The sequence below is a fragment of the Paenibacillus roseus genome (genome assembly GCF_016424485.1).
Lineage (GTDB): Bacteria > Bacillota > Bacilli > Paenibacillales > Paenibacillaceae > Paenibacillus_D > Paenibacillus_D roseus.
In genome coordinates this window covers 1-14,833 of the sequence record NZ_JAELUP010000107.1, presented here as the reverse complement: position 1 = coordinate 14,833, position 14,833 = coordinate 1, and the positions used below count along the sequence as shown (strand labels likewise).

General features: G+C 48.9%; 16 protein-coding genes. 14 read left to right on the top strand and 2 right to left on the bottom strand.

Annotation, left to right across the window (positions count from 1 at the left end; genetic code table 11):
• The first annotated feature begins 89 nt into the window (after positions 1–89).
• From JFN88_RS21460 to JFN88_RS21410, 11 genes are all read left to right on the top strand, one after another.
• Complete coding sequence (locus JFN88_RS21460) at positions 90–1,058, top strand: phosphate ABC transporter substrate-binding protein PstS family protein (RefSeq protein ID WP_199021380.1); 969 nt, start codon at positions 90–92, stop codon at positions 1,056–1,058.
• 205 nt (positions 1,059–1,263) lie between these two features.
• Positions 1,264–2,160, top strand: coding sequence for a phosphate ABC transporter permease subunit PstC (pstC, locus tag JFN88_RS21455; RefSeq protein ID WP_199021379.1), 897 nt, complete (start codon positions 1,264–1,266; stop codon positions 2,158–2,160).
• A complete protein-coding gene (gene pstA, locus JFN88_RS21450) occupies positions 2,157–3,044 on the top strand; it encodes a phosphate ABC transporter permease PstA (protein ID WP_199021378.1) in 888 nt (295 codons plus the stop codon). The genes pstC and pstA overlap by 4 nt, the downstream gene beginning before the upstream one ends.
• An 86-nt stretch (positions 3,045–3,130) precedes the next feature.
• Entirely contained in the window at positions 3,131–3,898 is a 768-nt protein-coding gene (gene pstB, locus JFN88_RS21445) for a phosphate ABC transporter ATP-binding protein PstB (RefSeq protein ID WP_199021377.1), read from the top strand.
• Between the two features lie 14 nt (positions 3,899–3,912).
• A complete protein-coding gene (pstB, locus tag JFN88_RS21440) occupies positions 3,913–4,668 on the top strand; it encodes a phosphate ABC transporter ATP-binding protein PstB (RefSeq protein WP_199021376.1) in 756 nt (251 codons plus the stop codon).
• Between the two features lie 15 nt (positions 4,669–4,683).
• Positions 4,684–5,343, top strand: a complete 660-nt coding sequence (gene phoU, locus JFN88_RS21435; protein WP_199021375.1) for a phosphate signaling complex protein PhoU — start codon at positions 4,684–4,686, stop codon at positions 5,341–5,343.
• Between the two features lie 237 nt (positions 5,344–5,580).
• The gene (gene polA / locus JFN88_RS21430) at positions 5,581–8,247 is read left to right on the top strand and encodes a DNA polymerase I (RefSeq protein WP_199021374.1); all 2,667 of its coding nucleotides are present in this window, start codon (positions 5,581–5,583) and stop codon (positions 8,245–8,247) included.
• Between the two features lie 67 nt (positions 8,248–8,314).
• Entirely contained in the window at positions 8,315–9,184 is an 870-nt protein-coding gene (gene mutM, locus JFN88_RS21425; RefSeq protein WP_199021373.1) for a DNA-formamidopyrimidine glycosylase, read from the top strand.
• A gap of 108 nt (positions 9,185–9,292) precedes the next feature.
• Positions 9,293–10,036 carry an MntP/YtaF family protein gene (locus JFN88_RS21420; protein WP_199021372.1) on the top strand — a complete coding sequence of 248 codons (744 nt, stop codon included), beginning with the start codon at positions 9,293–9,295 and terminating at the stop codon, positions 10,034–10,036.
• A gap of 58 nt (positions 10,037–10,094) precedes the next feature.
• Positions 10,095–10,694 carry a dephospho-CoA kinase gene (gene coaE, locus JFN88_RS21415; RefSeq protein ID WP_199021371.1) on the top strand — a complete coding sequence of 200 codons (600 nt, stop codon included), beginning with the start codon at positions 10,095–10,097 and terminating at the stop codon, positions 10,692–10,694.
• Positions 10,688–11,257, top strand: a complete 570-nt coding sequence (locus JFN88_RS21410; RefSeq protein WP_332908527.1) for a lytic transglycosylase domain-containing protein — start codon at positions 10,688–10,690, stop codon at positions 11,255–11,257. Before coaE ends, JFN88_RS21410 begins: the two co-directional genes overlap by 7 nt.
• A 74-nt stretch (positions 11,258–11,331) precedes the next feature.
• Here JFN88_RS21410 and JFN88_RS21405 read toward each other — a convergent pair whose 3' ends face one another.
• Positions 11,332–11,550 carry an alpha/beta-type small acid-soluble spore protein gene (locus tag JFN88_RS21405; protein ID WP_199021370.1) on the bottom strand — a complete coding sequence of 73 codons (219 nt, stop codon included), beginning with the start codon at positions 11,548–11,550 and terminating at the stop codon, positions 11,332–11,334.
• Positions 11,551–11,689: 139 nt separating this feature from the next.
• Between JFN88_RS21405 and nrdR the strand changes: the two genes are divergently transcribed.
• The 3 genes from nrdR (at position 11,690) to JFN88_RS21390 (ending at position 14,476) form a co-directional block, all read left to right on the top strand.
• Complete coding sequence (nrdR, locus tag JFN88_RS21400) at positions 11,690–12,169, top strand: transcriptional regulator NrdR (protein ID WP_199021369.1); 480 nt, start codon at positions 11,690–11,692, stop codon at positions 12,167–12,169.
• 66 nt (positions 12,170–12,235) lie between these two features.
• Positions 12,236–13,156: a VOC family protein gene (locus JFN88_RS21395; protein ID WP_199021368.1), complete on the top strand. Its 921-nt coding sequence runs from the start codon at positions 12,236–12,238 to the stop codon at positions 13,154–13,156.
• Between the two features lie 30 nt (positions 13,157–13,186).
• Positions 13,187–14,476, top strand: a complete 1,290-nt coding sequence (locus JFN88_RS21390; protein WP_199021367.1) for an FRG domain-containing protein — start codon at positions 13,187–13,189, stop codon at positions 14,474–14,476.
• A gap of 130 nt (positions 14,477–14,606) precedes the next feature.
• On the opposite strand, the gene JFN88_RS21385 is transcribed toward JFN88_RS21390, so the two are convergent.
• The coding region (locus tag JFN88_RS21385) for a hypothetical protein (protein WP_233168270.1) at positions 14,607–14,833 on the bottom strand (227 nt) is incomplete at its 5' end.

The window sequence follows — 14,833 nt, the reverse complement described above, 5'->3', positions numbered from 1 at the left end:
ACAAAACGAAAATATTGAATTAATTTGTTTACCGTACAATAGAGTCTGTAAATAATAAAACCGTGAACACGGAAGGGGAAACGTTTGAAATGAGAAAGAGCTTGTTATTGTTGATGGCAATTGTATTGACTTTCACGCTTGCAGCTTGTGGAGGAAGCAAGAACACACCAAGCAATACAACAGGGGATAAAGGAAACAATGCAAGCCAGGGCGCATCCGGAGATCAGAACAAACCGACAGAAACTAAACAACTGGAAGGTTCGATCTTGGCTGTAGGCTCCTCGGCGCTTCAACCGCTTGTTGAACAAGCATCCAAGAAGTTCATGGAAAAATCGGAATACAGCAAAATTACGGTTCTCGTGCAAGGCGGAGGCAGCGGTACAGGCTTGACGCAAGTTGCAGAAGGACAATCAGATATCGGTAACTCGGATATTTTCGCAGAAGAGAAGTTCAAAGATGCGGATGCAAGCAAAGCTGAAGCTCTTGTTGACCATCAAGTAGGTGTAGTTGCAATGGCAGCTGTCGTTAACCCGGCAGTAGGTCTGGACAACCTGACCAAACAACAACTGGTTGACATTTTCACAGGCAAAGTGCAGAACTGGAAAGAAATCGGCGGAGCAGATCAAAAGATCGTTCTGGTCAACCGTCCTGCAAGCTCCGGTACTCGCAAAACATTTGAAAAGTACGCACTTGGACAAAGCACTGAGGATCTTCCAGGAGCAATTCAAGAAGAATCATCCGGTAACGTTAAGAAGTTGATTGCTGAAACGCCTGGCGCAATCGGATACCTTGCATTGTCTTACCTGGATCAATCCGTTACTGCTGTTAAGTATGAAGGCGTAGAAGCAATTGAAGACAACGTAGTTGACGGAAAATATCCGGTATGGGCTTATCAGCACATGTATACAAAAGGCGAGCCTAATGAAGTTGTAAAAGCGTTTCTGGATTACATGACTTCACCCGAGGTTCAAGACAATGATGTAGTTGAGCTTGGCTACATTCCGGCTTCTAAAATGAAAATTTCCCGTGACGTAAACGGAACTGTAACGCAAAAGTAACCTTCTGAAGCGATTAGCTTGCCTTCTTAATTCAATAGAAGCAAATAGGGCAGATCATCCCCGCTGACTTTACAAGTCGAAAGAAAGACCCGGTTTGAGGCGGAGATGGTCTGCTTCTTTTTGAAGAAATTATCCTGTGCGGCTTCGGCATGAATACACATACATGTTTTCTCGAATGAACTACCAATGAAAGGGTTTGCTGCCTATGCAGGATAAACAACGAGTCGTCAAACCTCATATTGCTGAGGAATGGGTAGGGAAAATTTACACGCTGCTCTGTATTTTTTTTCTGATTGTTACCATTTTTTCGATGGTTTACTTCGTAGCATCAAAAGGAATCAGCACATTCTTCTTGCCTAATGTGAACTTGCTGGATTTCCTGACCGGGCTGAAGTGGGCGCCTGAAGGAAGTCCGCCTGCCTTCGGTGCATTGCCGTTTATCGTAGGCTCCTTCACGACTTCGATTCTGGCTGCTCTCATTGCTGCGCCGTTAGGCATTTGCGCAGCGATCTTCATGACGGAGATTATGCCGGGCGTCGGGCGTCGTTACTTGCAGCCTGTTATAGAGCTGCTCGCCGGTATCCCATCGGTTGTATACGGCTTTATCGGACTAAGTGTTCTCGTTCCGTTCCTTCGTGATGTATTTCCGGGACAAGGGATAGGGATTGCGGCAGGGGCGATGGTACTTTCAATTATGATTTTGCCTACCATTACGACTATTGCCGCGGATGCGCTCGCTGGCTTGTCACACAGCCTCAAGGAAGGCTCCTACGCGCTTGGCGCGACACGCTGGCAGACGATTTATCGCATTATATTGCCAACTACGCTGCCCGCTTTGCTAACAGGCGTGGTGTTGGGGATTTCAAGGGCATTTGGTGAAGCGCTGGCTGTTCAGATGGTAATCGGGAATGCGCCGCATATTCCGAAGTCGCTGTTTGAATCAACTTCGACATTGACGAGTGTCATTACACTTAGCATGGGGAATACCGTGTCGGGATCACCGCATAATAGCGCATTATGGTCGCTTGCTTTGATCTTGATGTCAATGACCTTCGTATTCGTATTTATTGTTAGATGGTTGGAAAGGAGATCGAAAGTATGAGTGCCAAAACAGCGAACCGTGTTGCTACCATTGTAATTATTTCTGTCGCTGTATTTATTGTTGCGCTACTGGCGGGCCTGCTCGGGTTTATACTGGTGCGCGGAATCGGGCATATCAGTTTCGATTTCCTCACATCGGCTCCACAGACGATCAAGGCTGGCGGGGGAATCGGCCCACAGCTGTTCAACTCGCTCTTTTTGCTTGTTCTTACCCTTATCATTACGGTTCCGCTTGGGGTCGGGGCTGGGATTTATATGAGTGAATACGCGAAGCCGGGTCGCTTTACCGATTTTATCCGGCTGATTGTGGAAGTATTGTCTTCTTTCCCTTCGATTGTGGTCGGCTTGTTCGGTTTGCTGGTTATTGTTAACTTGTTCGGGCTTGGCTTCTCCCTGTTCTCCGGTGCGCTCGCACTGACGGTGTTCAACCTTCCGCTGATGGTGCGTATTACGGAACAAGCGATTCGCGGTGTGCCGCGCGAGCAGAAGGAAGCCAGCTTGGCGCTTGGCTTGTCGCGCTGGAAGACGATCACGAGCGTTATGATGCCGATTGCGCTGCCGACGATTATAACTGGTACGATTCTGGCTTCCGGACGTGTATTCGGTGAAGCGGCTGCCCTGTTGTTTACTGCAGGGATGACATCGCCCCGGCTAGACTTTTCCAACTGGAATCCGCTCAGTCCGACATCTCCTCTCAACCCGTTCCGTCCGGCGGAGACGCTGGCGGTTCATATTTGGAAAATCAACAGCGAAGGGCTTGCCCCGGATGCTGCACAAATTGCGGCAGGAGCTTCTGCTGTGCTTGTTATTGTCGTGCTTTTGTTCAACTTTACGGCTCGATGGTTCGGACGCTATATGTACAAAAAACTGACGGCCAGCAAATAAGTGAACTAGACAGCGTCAGGCGGCGGCTGTATGAATACATGAATGCGTGTCAATATTCAGGAATTTGATTGTCAGGAGGGTCTTGGATGCAGGCAACACAGGAACTTGGGCTGTCGGCAAAAGATTTGAGTGTTTATTATGGCAGCAAGCAGGCAGTTCGCGATATATCGCTTGATTTTGAGAAGAAACAGGTTACGGCCCTGATCGGCCCTTCCGGCTGCGGGAAATCGACCTTTCTGCGCAGTCTGAACCGGATGAATGATCTGATTAGCGGCGCCCGGGTGACGGGGGAGATTTGGATTGAGGAGGACAACATCCTTGATCCCAAAGTAGATGTAGTCCTGCTGAGGCAGAAAATCGGGATGGTATGGCAGCGTCCAAATCCGTTCCACAAATCGATTTACGAAAATATTGCCTTCGGTCCGCGTTACCATGGCATTAAAAATAAAAAGCAGCTGGACGAAATTGTGGAAAGCTCGCTGCGCAAGGCAGCGCTGTGGGAGGAGACAAAGGACCGTCTGCATCAGTCCGCGCTCGCTCTCTCCGGCGGTCAACAGCAGCGCCTGTGTATCGCCCGCTCCATTGCGGTCAAGCCGCAAATTATATTAATGGATGAGCCGGCCTCCGCCTTGGACCCGGTATCCACGGCCAAGATTGAAGAACTGATTACCGAGTTGAAGCAGGACTACTGCATCATTATCGTCACGCACAACATGCAGCAGGCGGCACGGGTCTCGGACAAAACGGCCTTTTTCTATATGGGCGATCTGATTGAGCATGACCATACACAGAAGCTCTTCACCAATCCTTCGCAGCAGCAGACAGATGATTACATTTCAGGACGATTCGGTTAAAGGGGGCGAAAATCATGACAACCAAATTCGAGGTGAACGAGCTGCAGCTCCACTACGGCGAATTTCACGCGCTGAAACAAATTTCGCTCTCGATTCCCGAGCGTTCGGTCAATGCGCTGATCGGCCCTTCCGGTTGTGGGAAATCAACTTTTTTGCGCACGCTGAATCGAATGAACGATATGATTAGTTCCGTCCGGGTAGATGGGGAAATCAAGCTGTCCGGTACGAATATTTATGATACGGGAATGGACGTAGAGGAATTGCGCAAGCGGGTCGGAATGGTGTTTCAGCAGCCAAACCCGTTCCCGAAATCCATATATGAGAATGTTGCTTTCGGACCGCGCCTTCATCGGAAGCCAGGGAGAAAGGAACTGGACGAGATCGTAGAGAAAAGCCTGCGCGGCGCTTCCCTATGGGATGAAGTGAAGGATGACCTTCACAAATCAGCGCTTGGGCTGTCCGGCGGCCAGCAGCAGCGTCTGTGTATTGCCAGGGCGCTCGCTGTTAACCCGGAAGTGCTGCTAATGGATGAATCCACATCTGCGCTCGATCCGATTTCCACCTTGAAGATCGAAGAACTGATTCAGGAACTCAAGAAAGACTATACGATTGTAATGGTTACGCACAATATGCATCAAGCCGCCCGTGTGTCGGATTACACCACTTTTTTCCTGAATGGAGAAGTTATAGAAAGCTCTCCGACGGAAAAGCTGTTTTCCACTCCGGTCGACCATCGCACTGAGCAATATATTACGGGAAGATTCGGATAAAGGAGAGAATTACAGATGATCGTGCGTAAAGATTTGGATGATGGATTGGAGCAACTGAAATCAATGCTGCTGGAGATGGGCAGTCGTGTGGAGACAGTGCTTCATGATGCCATGAAGGCGCTGGAGCAGCTCGATCAGGAAAGCGCCAGAGCGATTATTAAGAGAGATTCGGAGTTAAACAGTCTTGAAGATCAAATCTCTGAAGTTGGAGCGAAGATCATTGCGACGCAGCAGCCGGTCGCCAAGGACTTGCGGCGTGTGCTGGTCGCCTTCCGGATGGCAAGCGATCTGGAGCGGATGGGCGATTTGTCGGTAGACATCGCCAAAGTTGTGCTGCGGATGGAAGGGGAGACGCTGATCAAGCCGCTTATCGACCTTCCGAAGATGGGTTCGATCTCCCAAACGATGATCTATGAATCGATCCAGGCCTATATTCACGAGGATATTGATTTGGCTTACAAAATGGCGAATGATGATGATAACGTCGACGCCCTTTACAGCCAGATTTTGCGTGAGCTGTTTACCTTGATGACGCAAAATCCGAACGTCGTGTCCCAGGCTATGCTGCTGAGCTTTGTGGGCCGGTACGTGGAGCGTATTGCCGACCATGCCACGAATATTGGGGAGAGCGTTGTCTACCTGGTGACAGGCAAGCGGCCGGATTTGAACGACTAGGCATTTTTGCACCCCAAATTACATCTTGCTTGTACGTTGCGATCGTTTTATCAATTTGCAGCAAGCCATTCCTTTATCGCAGAGGGGTGGCTTTTTTCATTATTAGATTGGGACCAGCGTGATTCCAGCGCATTAAAAGCTTCTCATTTAAAACGGGGAATGCCTGCGCGTATTACGGTTTTGAGCGGTGTCTATGGTATGATAGTTTCAGACAAGTTAACGGGTGAGGTGTCCCTTATGGATAAATGGATTTTAATTGACGGCAACAGTATTGCGAATCGGGCTTTCTATGCAATGCCGCCGCTGACGAATTCAGCAGGTCTGCATACGAATGCGGTATACGGATTTACGACGATGCTTCTCCGGCTGATTGAGGAGGAACAGCCGACGCATATGATGGTCGCATTTGATGCGGGTAAAATAACGTTCCGCCATGAAGGCTACGAGGATTATAAGGGCGGTCGGGCAAAAACTCCTTCCGAGCTGTCCGAGCAGTTCCCGTTGATCAAAGAGCTGCTGAAGGCCTTCGGAATCGCCCAATATGAGCTGGGCGGCTTCGAGGCCGATGATATTATTGGCACTCTGACCAGGATCGCGGATGAAAAAGGCGTACAGACGCTGGTCGTCAGTGGAGACAAGGATATGCTGCAGTTGGCCTCAAATCAGGTGACCATTGCCATCACCCGGAAAGGTGTCAGTGAAGTCGACCGGTTCACGCCGGAAGCCGTGGGGGAGAAATACAATTTAACTCCGGAGCAGATTATCGACCTCAAAGGCTTGATGGGAGATGCTTCCGACAATATTCCGGGCATTCCGGGAGTAGGCGAAAAGACAGCGCTTAAGCTGCTGCATGAGTACGGTACGGTCGAGGAAGTGCTGGCCAATGCCGGAAGCCTGAAAGGGAAAATGAAGGAGAAGGTTGACCAGCATCGGGAAGAAGCATTGATGAGCAAGAAGCTGGCGACGATTTTTCGCGAGGTTCCGCTGGAACAGGGCGTCGAGGAGATGGCTTACAGCGGCTACCAGCCGTATCAGCTGTCCGAGGCGTTCCGCAAGCTGGAATTCAAGTCGCTGCTGGAGCGCCTGGATTTGCCGTCCGGCAGCGCATCCGGTTCGGACGGCGCAGGCGAAGAGGGACAGGAGTCGGCGATTGAGACGGTTAGTGTTGAGGCCGACGGGATTCAGGCCCTTGTTGATGATCTGAAGCAGGTGAAGGCGGTACTCATCGAAGCGACCGGTGAGAACCCGCATCATGCCGACCTGCTGGCAATCGCGCTGGCTACAGATACGAAGGCATACGTTGTCCCTGCCGATCTGTTGCTATCCGAGCAAGGCTTGCTCCTCAAAGAGTGGCTGGAGGACGAGCAGGCCTTCAAGCAAGGTTATGATATGCATAAAGCGGAGCTGGCGCTCGCCTGGAATGGTATCAAGCTGAAGGGGACAACATTTGACGTTCAGCTTGCCGCTTATCTGCTTGATCCTTCTGATTCGGGCCAGACACTCAATGGCTTATCCGCCCGCTATTCGTTGCCGCATGTGCCTGCGGATGAGGACGTGTACGGCAAGGGCGCCAAGTTCAAGGTGCCGGATCAAGAGGTTCTGCATGTTCATCTGGCCCGCAAGGCAGAGGCTGTGCGCCGGCTTGCGCCTCTGCAGGCGCGGGAACTAGAGGAGAGCGGCATGCATCGTCTTTTTTATGAGCTGGAGCTGCCACTGTCCTCCATTCTGGCTGGTATGGAAAAGCAGGGAATCGAAGTCAGAAGCGATACCATCGCACAGCTTGGCCAAGAGATCGAAGGGAAAATCACCTCTTCCATGAATGAGGTGTACCGATACGCAGGGATGGAATTTAATATCGGGTCAACCAGACAGCTCGGTGAGGTGCTGTTCGACAAGCTGGGGCTGCCGGTTGTCAAGAAGACGAAGACCGGCTATTCAACCGACGCCGATGTGCTGGAGAGGCTGGAGCCGTATCATGGCATTATCCCCTCGATTCTGCACTATCGTCAGCTGACGAAGCTGCAATCGACTTATGTGGAGGGACTGCTGAAGGAAATTCGCAAGGACACGGGCAAAGTACACACCTATTTCCGCCAGACAATTGCCGCAACAGGGCGGCTTAGCAGCCAGTTTCCTAATTTGCAGAATATCCCGATTCGGCTGGAGGAAGGCCGCAAAATTCGCAAAGCGTTCGTTCCTTCCGAACCTGGCTGGTTCATTCTGGCTGCGGATTATTCACAGATTGAGCTGCGGGTGCTGGCGCATATATCCGGGGATGAAGGTTTGAAGGACGCATTCATCCACAATATGGACATTCATACGAAGACTGCAATGGATGTATTCGGCGTGGCTGCGGATCAAGTCGATTCGAACATGAGACGGCAAGCAAAGGCTGTTAATTTTGGTATCGTCTACGGAATTAGCGACTTCGGGCTTTCCCAGAACTTGAATATTACGCGAAAGGAAGCGGCCCAGTTCATCGAGCAGTATTTTGTCGCGTTCAAGGGCGTCAGAAAGTACATGGATGATATTGTCGCTCAAGCCCGCGAGGACGGCTATGTGACCACCCTGCTGGAGCGACGAAGATATTTGCCGGAAATCAAGGCATCGAATTTTAACCTGCGTTCATTCGCGGAGCGCACAGCGATGAATACACCAATTCAGGGTACCGCGGCCGATATTATCAAGCTGGCGATGGTGCGGATGAACGAGAAGCTTGCTGAACAGAAGCTGCGCAGCCGGATGCTGCTGCAAGTACACGATGAATTGGTGTTTGAAGTGCCGGAGGATGAATTGGCCATTATGGAGAAGCTTGTGCCGGAGGTTATGGCAGGCGCAATCGAACTCGATGTTCCACTGCGGGCGGATGTGAGCTATGGCGCCAATTGGTATGAGACGAAATAGCCGGAATCAGGTATAATGGACTATAGAAAAAACTGTAACTGTATGAATGGACAGAGGTGAAACGAAGATGCCGGAGTTGCCGGAGGTGGAGACAGTCCGACGCACACTGATGGAGCTTGTCGCTGGCAAGACAATCGAGCGGGTATCGGTCAATCTGCCGCGAATTATACAACGTCCCAGCGATTGCGAAGCTTTTGCCGCGATGCTGGCTGGCCGCACGATTGGAGATGTCGGGCGGCGAGGGAAATTTTTACTTATTCGATTGAACGGGTTGGTTCTCGTCTCGCATTTGCGAATGGAGGGACGTTATGGGCTTTACAGACAGGACGAGCCGGTAGAGAAGCATACACACGTCATATTCCATTTCAATGACGGAACCGAGCTTCGATATAAGGATGTCAGACAATTCGGTACGATGCATCTGTTTGAGCCAGGGGAGGAGCTTAAGCTTCCTCCGCTAAACAAGCTGGGCATCGAGCCGCTCTCTGATGCATTTACACTAAAGTCGCTGCGAGACAAGCTGCAACACCGGACTACGAAGATCAAGCCGCTGCTGTTGAATCAGGAATATATCGTGGGACTAGGCAATATCTATGTAGATGAAGCCTTGTATATGGCGGGTATTCATCCCGAACGGACTGCGGAGACGTTGAAGCCAAAGGATTGGGAGCGGCTGCACATTGCAATTGGACAAACCCTGGGCAGTGCGGTAGAAGCGGGCGGCTCCTCCATCAAGTCCTATGTGAACGGGCAAGGCGAGATGGGAATGTTTCAGCATAAATTGGCGGTATACGGACGTCAGAATGAAGACTGCAAGCAATGCGGAAGTACGATTCAAAAGTCTGTCGTAGGTGGAAGAGGGACGCATGTCTGTATGAATTGTCAACCTCTTCCACGTCAGCAGACGAAAGGCGAAGAACGCCAGAAAGCAAACTGATTTAACAGGTGACGCAAGTTTTGCCATGCACGGCATTGCCCTCCCGGCATATGATGTTATCAGACATGGGCGCTAGTATAGGGCCCCCATTATAAGGGAGGGAATTCGATGCTGTTGCATGTGTTCACGCTGCTGCTGCTGGCCTTTGCGGTCAGTCTGGATGGCTTTGGCGTCGGGGTAACCTACGGTTTGCGGCAAATCCGTATCCCGGTTTTGTCGATTTTGATTATTGCAAGCTGTTCAGGTGTAATTATATTATTGTCCATGTTGTTCGGCCAGTGGATGGCTGGCTATATTTCTCCGCATATTGCAGGGCTGATTGGCGCTCTCATATTGATCGGAATTGGGGTATTGTCCCTTTTTCAATTTTTTCGCAACAAACGTTCAGAGTCTTTAGAAGAGGCGGGATCTGCTTCTGCCGCGCAAGCAAGAGTCCAGGGACATGGGGATGTTTGGACGGCAGCTGTAAATGAGGATGCGAGTCCGGCCACGGCAGCTGTCATCAAGAATGCGACTGTCCTACAGTTGGAGCTTCGCAGGCTTGGCCTTGTGATTCAGATTTTGCGCTCGCCACAGGCAGCGGATGTTGACCGATCCGGTATTATTTCTCCGTCTGAGGCCATTTTGCTTGGCTGCGCGCTGTCTTTTGATGCTTTCGGTGCTGGTCTGGGTGCGGCGTTGCTCGGTTTCCCTCCATTGCTGACAGCACTTCTAATCGCGTTTTCGAGCGGAATGTTTCTTTATTTAGGAATTCGAATCGGTTTTAAATTCTCCTATTCCAGCCGTATGAAGGCTTTATCATTTTTACCGGGAGTCATGCTTATCGTTATGGGGTGCTTTAAGCTGTTGTAGGACACAATAGACAGAGATAGACTGGATCAAATCGCATGAAACAGGATTGAGGTGAAGCATGAAAATCGGATTAACTGGCGGGATCGCCTGCGGCAAAAGCAGCGTTGGAGCGATGCTGGTCCAGTGCGGGGCGGCGCTTATTGATGCTGATCAGATCGCCAGGGAAGTTGTCCTCCCTGGTGAGCCTGCGCTAGGCGAAATTGTCGATTTGTTCGGACATGAGGTGCTTCAGACGGACGGAACATTAAACCGGAGCGCACTCGGGGAGATTGTATTTCACGATGCGGACAAGCGCCGGCAGTTGGAGAGCATCATGCATCCAGCCATTCGTGTCAAAATGAGGGAACGGATAGCCAAACATGAGGCACAATTCCCCGATGTGCCGATATTTGCGGATGTGCCGCTGCTCTATGAGACCGGGCAGGACAAGCTATACGACAGCGTAGTTGTCGTCTATGTACCGAGATCGCAGCAGCTTATACGCTTGCTAAACCGCCATCCTGGGATGACGGAGGAACAGGCGGTTAACCGAATTGAGGCCCAAATGGATATTGAGCTGAAAAGGCAGCGGGCCGATTGGGTTATTGACAACAGCGGTACACTGGAGGAAACCAGAAGCCAGGTTGAAACATTGTGGGAGCGTTTGGTTCGATGCTGAGGATGTTTCGCAAGAAGCGCTTTTTGCTGCTATTGTTCATTGGATTTATAATTTTGCTCTTTGCTCGGTCTGATTGGATGGGGAGATGGATGTACCCCATTTACTACATAGACGACATTAAGGCCAGTTCACTAAATTATGAAGTAGATCCGTATTTGGTAGCGGCAATTATAAGAGCGGAAAGCAATTTTGAGACTGGGCGCGAATCCCCCAAGGGAGCGCTTGGCATTATGCAGATTATGCCTGATACGGCAGGCTGGATTGCATCCAAAGCCAATTTCACAAATCTCACGCTCGATGATATTCATCACCGCGCAGACATAAGCATTCAGATGGGGACCTGGTATATTAAGTCGCTTGAAAGGCAGTTCAAGGAAAGAAGGCCGCTTGTGATTGCCGCTTATAATGCAGGTCCCGGCAAGGTTAACCAATGGTTGAAGGACAATGTCTGGGACGGCGAGCTTGACACCGCTCATGATATTCCCTATGGCGAGACGAGGCGTTATGTACAGAAAGTGATTTATTATTATAATAAATATAAAGAGTTATACCCTTCTTTTTAGCTCTTGAAGTTAAAGAAAGCCTTGGCTGCCGCATATCGGTTGCGGACAGCCAAAGCTCTTGGAAAAGAACGAAATTATTTGTATTGACCAGCAAGGGATTGCTCGGCGATTTGTACCAGTTTACGAGTGATGTAACCCCCAAGGGAGCCAGCGTCACGAGTAGTTACATTGCCGTAGTAACCGTCTTGTGGGATCGCGATACCCAGTTCTTGTGCAACCTCATATTTCAGTTGGTCAAGAGCTGCATTCGCTTCCGGCACTACCAATTGGTTGCTGCTGCGTTGTGAGCTCATTCTTGTTCACCTCCTTGCGGTTGGTAACAGTATTATGTGCGGCAGTTTCAGACTTCATACAATAAATATTAATAAAAGGTATGGTAAAACCTAACAATCCTTAATCACTAAACAAATAGGAAAAGAAGGGAGAAACTTTATGAAATGTCCCTATTGTGATAACGGCGGCACGAAGGTGCTTGATTCCCGGCCCGCGAATGAAAACAAATCGATTCGCCGCAGACGCGAATGTGAGCGATGCAACAGAAGATTTACAACTTTCGAAATGATTGAGGAAACACCGCTTATTGTCATCAAAAAGGATGGCAGTCGGGAGGAGTTCAGCCGAGACAAAGTGTTGCGAGGGCTGATCCGCGCCTGTGAGAAAAGACCGGTATCCATTGAGAAGCTGGAGGTCATTGTGTCCGAGGTCGAAAAGGATCTCCGCACAACAGCCCAGGCCGAGGTGGAAAGCTTTGCTATTGGCGAGATTGTCATGAAGCAGTTGTACCCGATTGATGAGGTCGCATATGTCCGCTTTGCATCGGTGTACAGGCAGTTCAAGGATATTGATATGTTCATGAAAGAATTGAACAACTTGCTGTCCAAGCATCCGCTGGCAGGCAGCGATAATGGATAAGGATGAGGAACACTGCCGGCAGGAGAAAAAGCTTCTGACTGTTGATGAAAGAAGGGGAAGAATTTCATGAGCGATACTAAAAAAATTCAACCGATCATCCCGCATTTGTGGTTCGACAAAGAGGCGAAGGAAGCTGCGGAGTTCTATTGCTCTGTATTTCCAAATTCAACAATCAAGAGCACGGCAACATTGCAAGGAACACCATCAGGCGATCCCGATCTGGTTTCATTCAGCATCTGGGGACAGTCGTTTATGGCCATTTCAGCAGGGCCATACTTTAAAATTAATCCTTCGATTTCATTCATCGTTAATTTCGATCCGTCCAGGGAAGAGAACGCCAGAAGCATGATAGATGAGGTTTGGAACAAGCTGTCTGATGGCGGCACGGCGCTGATGCCGATTGACAAGTATCCATTCAGCGAACGATTTGGCTGGATTCAGGACAAGTATGGGGTCACATGGCAGCTTATGCTCACGAATCCGGAGGGAGAGCCGCGGCCGGAAATTATTCCTTCCTTATTGTTCGTCGGCGATAACTTCGGAAAGGCGGAGGAGGCCCGTGAATATTATCTCTCCGTGTTCAAGAATGCCAAAGCCGGATCGCTGATTCGATACGGAGCCGGTCAGGGGCCGAACAAGGAAGGTACCGTTATGTTCAGCGACTTTCAGTTGGAGGAGACATGGTTTACGGCGATGGATGGCGCGCTGGATCATGGCTTTACCTTCAATGAGGCGATTTCTCTGTTGGTCAGCTGTGAGACGCAGGAAGAAATCGACTACTACTGGGACAAGCTGTCGGCAGTCCCGGAGGCGGAGCAGTGCGGCTGGCTGAAGGACAAATATGGTCTTTCGTGGCAGATCACCTCGAGCAGGTTGTCAGAGATCATGAGCAATGGAACACAGGATCAGCGCAACCGCGTCACGCAGGCGTTTTTGAAGATGAAAAAGTTTGATATTGCGGAATTGGAGAAAGCATTTCAGGGGTAATTTTAATTTTGGCAAACAATATGGAGGTGCATGGATTTCTTTTTCTTCTTCTTTTTTACAAATCCATATGAGAACCCTTATATAAAAAAAGCTTGTGAGATGATGTTTGCTGACAAGCTATTGAAGGATGGGTATTGTGATATTGGACAATTCCTCAGGCTGCAGTTCAAGAAGGAAGAGATGTATGCGAGGCTCAAAGAGGCCGGTTCGCCTTTCGCTGAGCTGTATGGCAAATCCTATCCTAAACAAGCTACATTGGCCGCGGAGTTGTCCGATTTTATTGACAATAGCTTGAAATATAGAGATCCAGACTCGCTGAGTTACCTGGAAGCGCAGGCATTATTGAATTGGATTTTTAGATCCGCCAGCAATTCAGGTGACAGGGAGGGGATCGTCAAGGACTTGATTCAAGGGTTGGGTGCTGAATACGGTTCGAAAGATGATTATCTCGTTTCCCAAGGCAGTATCATATTTAATCAATCCCGGGTGGAAATCCATTTTGTCAGATCAATTGAAGACTTTAACCAATCAATCAAGAAGACTGGCATACATAATGACGGGTTTTATTACCGCGGGCATTCTCAGGTCAATTTCACGCTCACTCCCTCTGTAATGAGGAGGAAGAGTTGGAGAGAGCATGAGTGTGATATGTATAACGAATTAAAGATTCAGTGTCCTCAAGATTTCGAAAAAATTAAAACCCATTTGGATGTTTTGGTACATATGCAGCATTACGGTTTGCCCACAAGATTATTGGACATCACTCGCAATCCTTTAGTTGCGATGTATTTTGCATGTGAGCAGGATAGCGGGACATTCGGAGAAATAATCGCTTTTAAAGTCGACCGAAAAAATATTAAGTATCCGAACAGTGACACGATCTCATTGCTTGCCAGTCTGCCGCTATTTAGTAGTGAAGATCAGGCGAGTTTTTCCAAGTATGCAGCCGATCCCGAGATTGATAAGAGGGAATTTAATTATAAGATAGACCGTTTGCTTCATGAAGTAAAGAGCGAGAAGCCTGCGTTCAGGGATGAAGTGAACAAGGAGGATTTGTTAAACTGTTTTGTGGTTTTGTCTCCAAAGGCGAATAATCGTATCATCAAACAAGATGGCGCCTTTATTATCTGCGGCCTCGCAGAGGACAATTCTTTGGCACTGAATACGCTGAGATACAAGGACAGCGCAAGCAAATCGGTGGTTTATATTGTGGATAATAAAGCGGAAATTCTCGAGCAGCTACAGAGATTTTCTATAAACAAGGCCAATCTGTTTCCCGAAATAGATGATGTCGCGGACTTTATCAAGAATAAATTTTAGTTCTTTGTGGATTAGTTGTGGGATGGAATAGATAATCGACTACTAGTGGGACAAGCCGTTGTACACTTTGTAATTGGGGAGGCAAGGGGTGATCGAGTCCCTTGCCTTATCGTGCAACTCGAATATTACCTTATTCTTTTTTTGGATTTGGAATAGTCACTTCCAGAGTGTTTATTATAGGCTCCAAACAGGAATAGTAATAATTTTCCTCCAGTTCAGACAATTCTTGAATCAGAAATTTTAATCTTGGCAATATGTTCTCATCTTCGCTTATATTATATTTGAGAACTAAATTTCGTATAATTAGAGCTTTATGGGCAAACATTTTATAATCTAACTTTTCAATCATTTCTCCTT

Excerpts from the sequence above, each read along its gene's own strand:
- JFN88_RS21460 (WP_199021380.1), top strand. The coding sequence starts at position 90 with ATGAGAAAGAGCTTGTTATTGTTGATGGCAATTGTATTGACTTTCACG.
- pstC (WP_199021379.1), top strand. The coding sequence starts at position 1,264 with ATGCAGGATAAACAACGAGTCGTCAAACCTCATATTGCTGAGGAATGG.
- pstA (WP_199021378.1), top strand. The coding sequence starts at position 2,157 with ATGAGTGCCAAAACAGCGAACCGTGTTGCTACCATTGTAATTATTTCT.
- pstB (WP_199021377.1), top strand. The coding sequence starts at position 3,131 with ATGCAGGCAACACAGGAACTTGGGCTGTCGGCAAAAGATTTGAGTGTT.
- pstB (WP_199021376.1), top strand. The coding sequence starts at position 3,913 with ATGACAACCAAATTCGAGGTGAACGAGCTGCAGCTCCACTACGGCGAA.
- phoU (WP_199021375.1), top strand. The coding sequence starts at position 4,684 with ATGATCGTGCGTAAAGATTTGGATGATGGATTGGAGCAACTGAAATCA.
- polA (WP_199021374.1), top strand. The coding sequence starts at position 5,581 with ATGGATAAATGGATTTTAATTGACGGCAACAGTATTGCGAATCGGGCT.
- mutM (WP_199021373.1), top strand. The coding sequence starts at position 8,315 with ATGCCGGAGTTGCCGGAGGTGGAGACAGTCCGACGCACACTGATGGAG.
- JFN88_RS21420 (WP_199021372.1), top strand. The coding sequence starts at position 9,293 with ATGCTGTTGCATGTGTTCACGCTGCTGCTGCTGGCCTTTGCGGTCAGT.
- coaE (WP_199021371.1), top strand. The coding sequence starts at position 10,095 with ATGAAAATCGGATTAACTGGCGGGATCGCCTGCGGCAAAAGCAGCGTT.
- JFN88_RS21410 (WP_332908527.1), top strand. The coding sequence starts at position 10,688 with ATGCTGAGGATGTTTCGCAAGAAGCGCTTTTTGCTGCTATTGTTCATT.
- JFN88_RS21405 (WP_199021370.1), bottom strand. The coding sequence starts at position 11,550 with ATGAGCTCACAACGCAGCAGCAACCAATTGGTAGTGCCGGAAGCGAAT.
- nrdR (WP_199021369.1), top strand. The coding sequence starts at position 11,690 with ATGAAATGTCCCTATTGTGATAACGGCGGCACGAAGGTGCTTGATTCC.
- JFN88_RS21395 (WP_199021368.1), top strand. The coding sequence starts at position 12,236 with ATGAGCGATACTAAAAAAATTCAACCGATCATCCCGCATTTGTGGTTC.
- JFN88_RS21390 (WP_199021367.1), top strand. The coding sequence starts at position 13,187 with ATGGATTTCTTTTTCTTCTTCTTTTTTACAAATCCATATGAGAACCCT.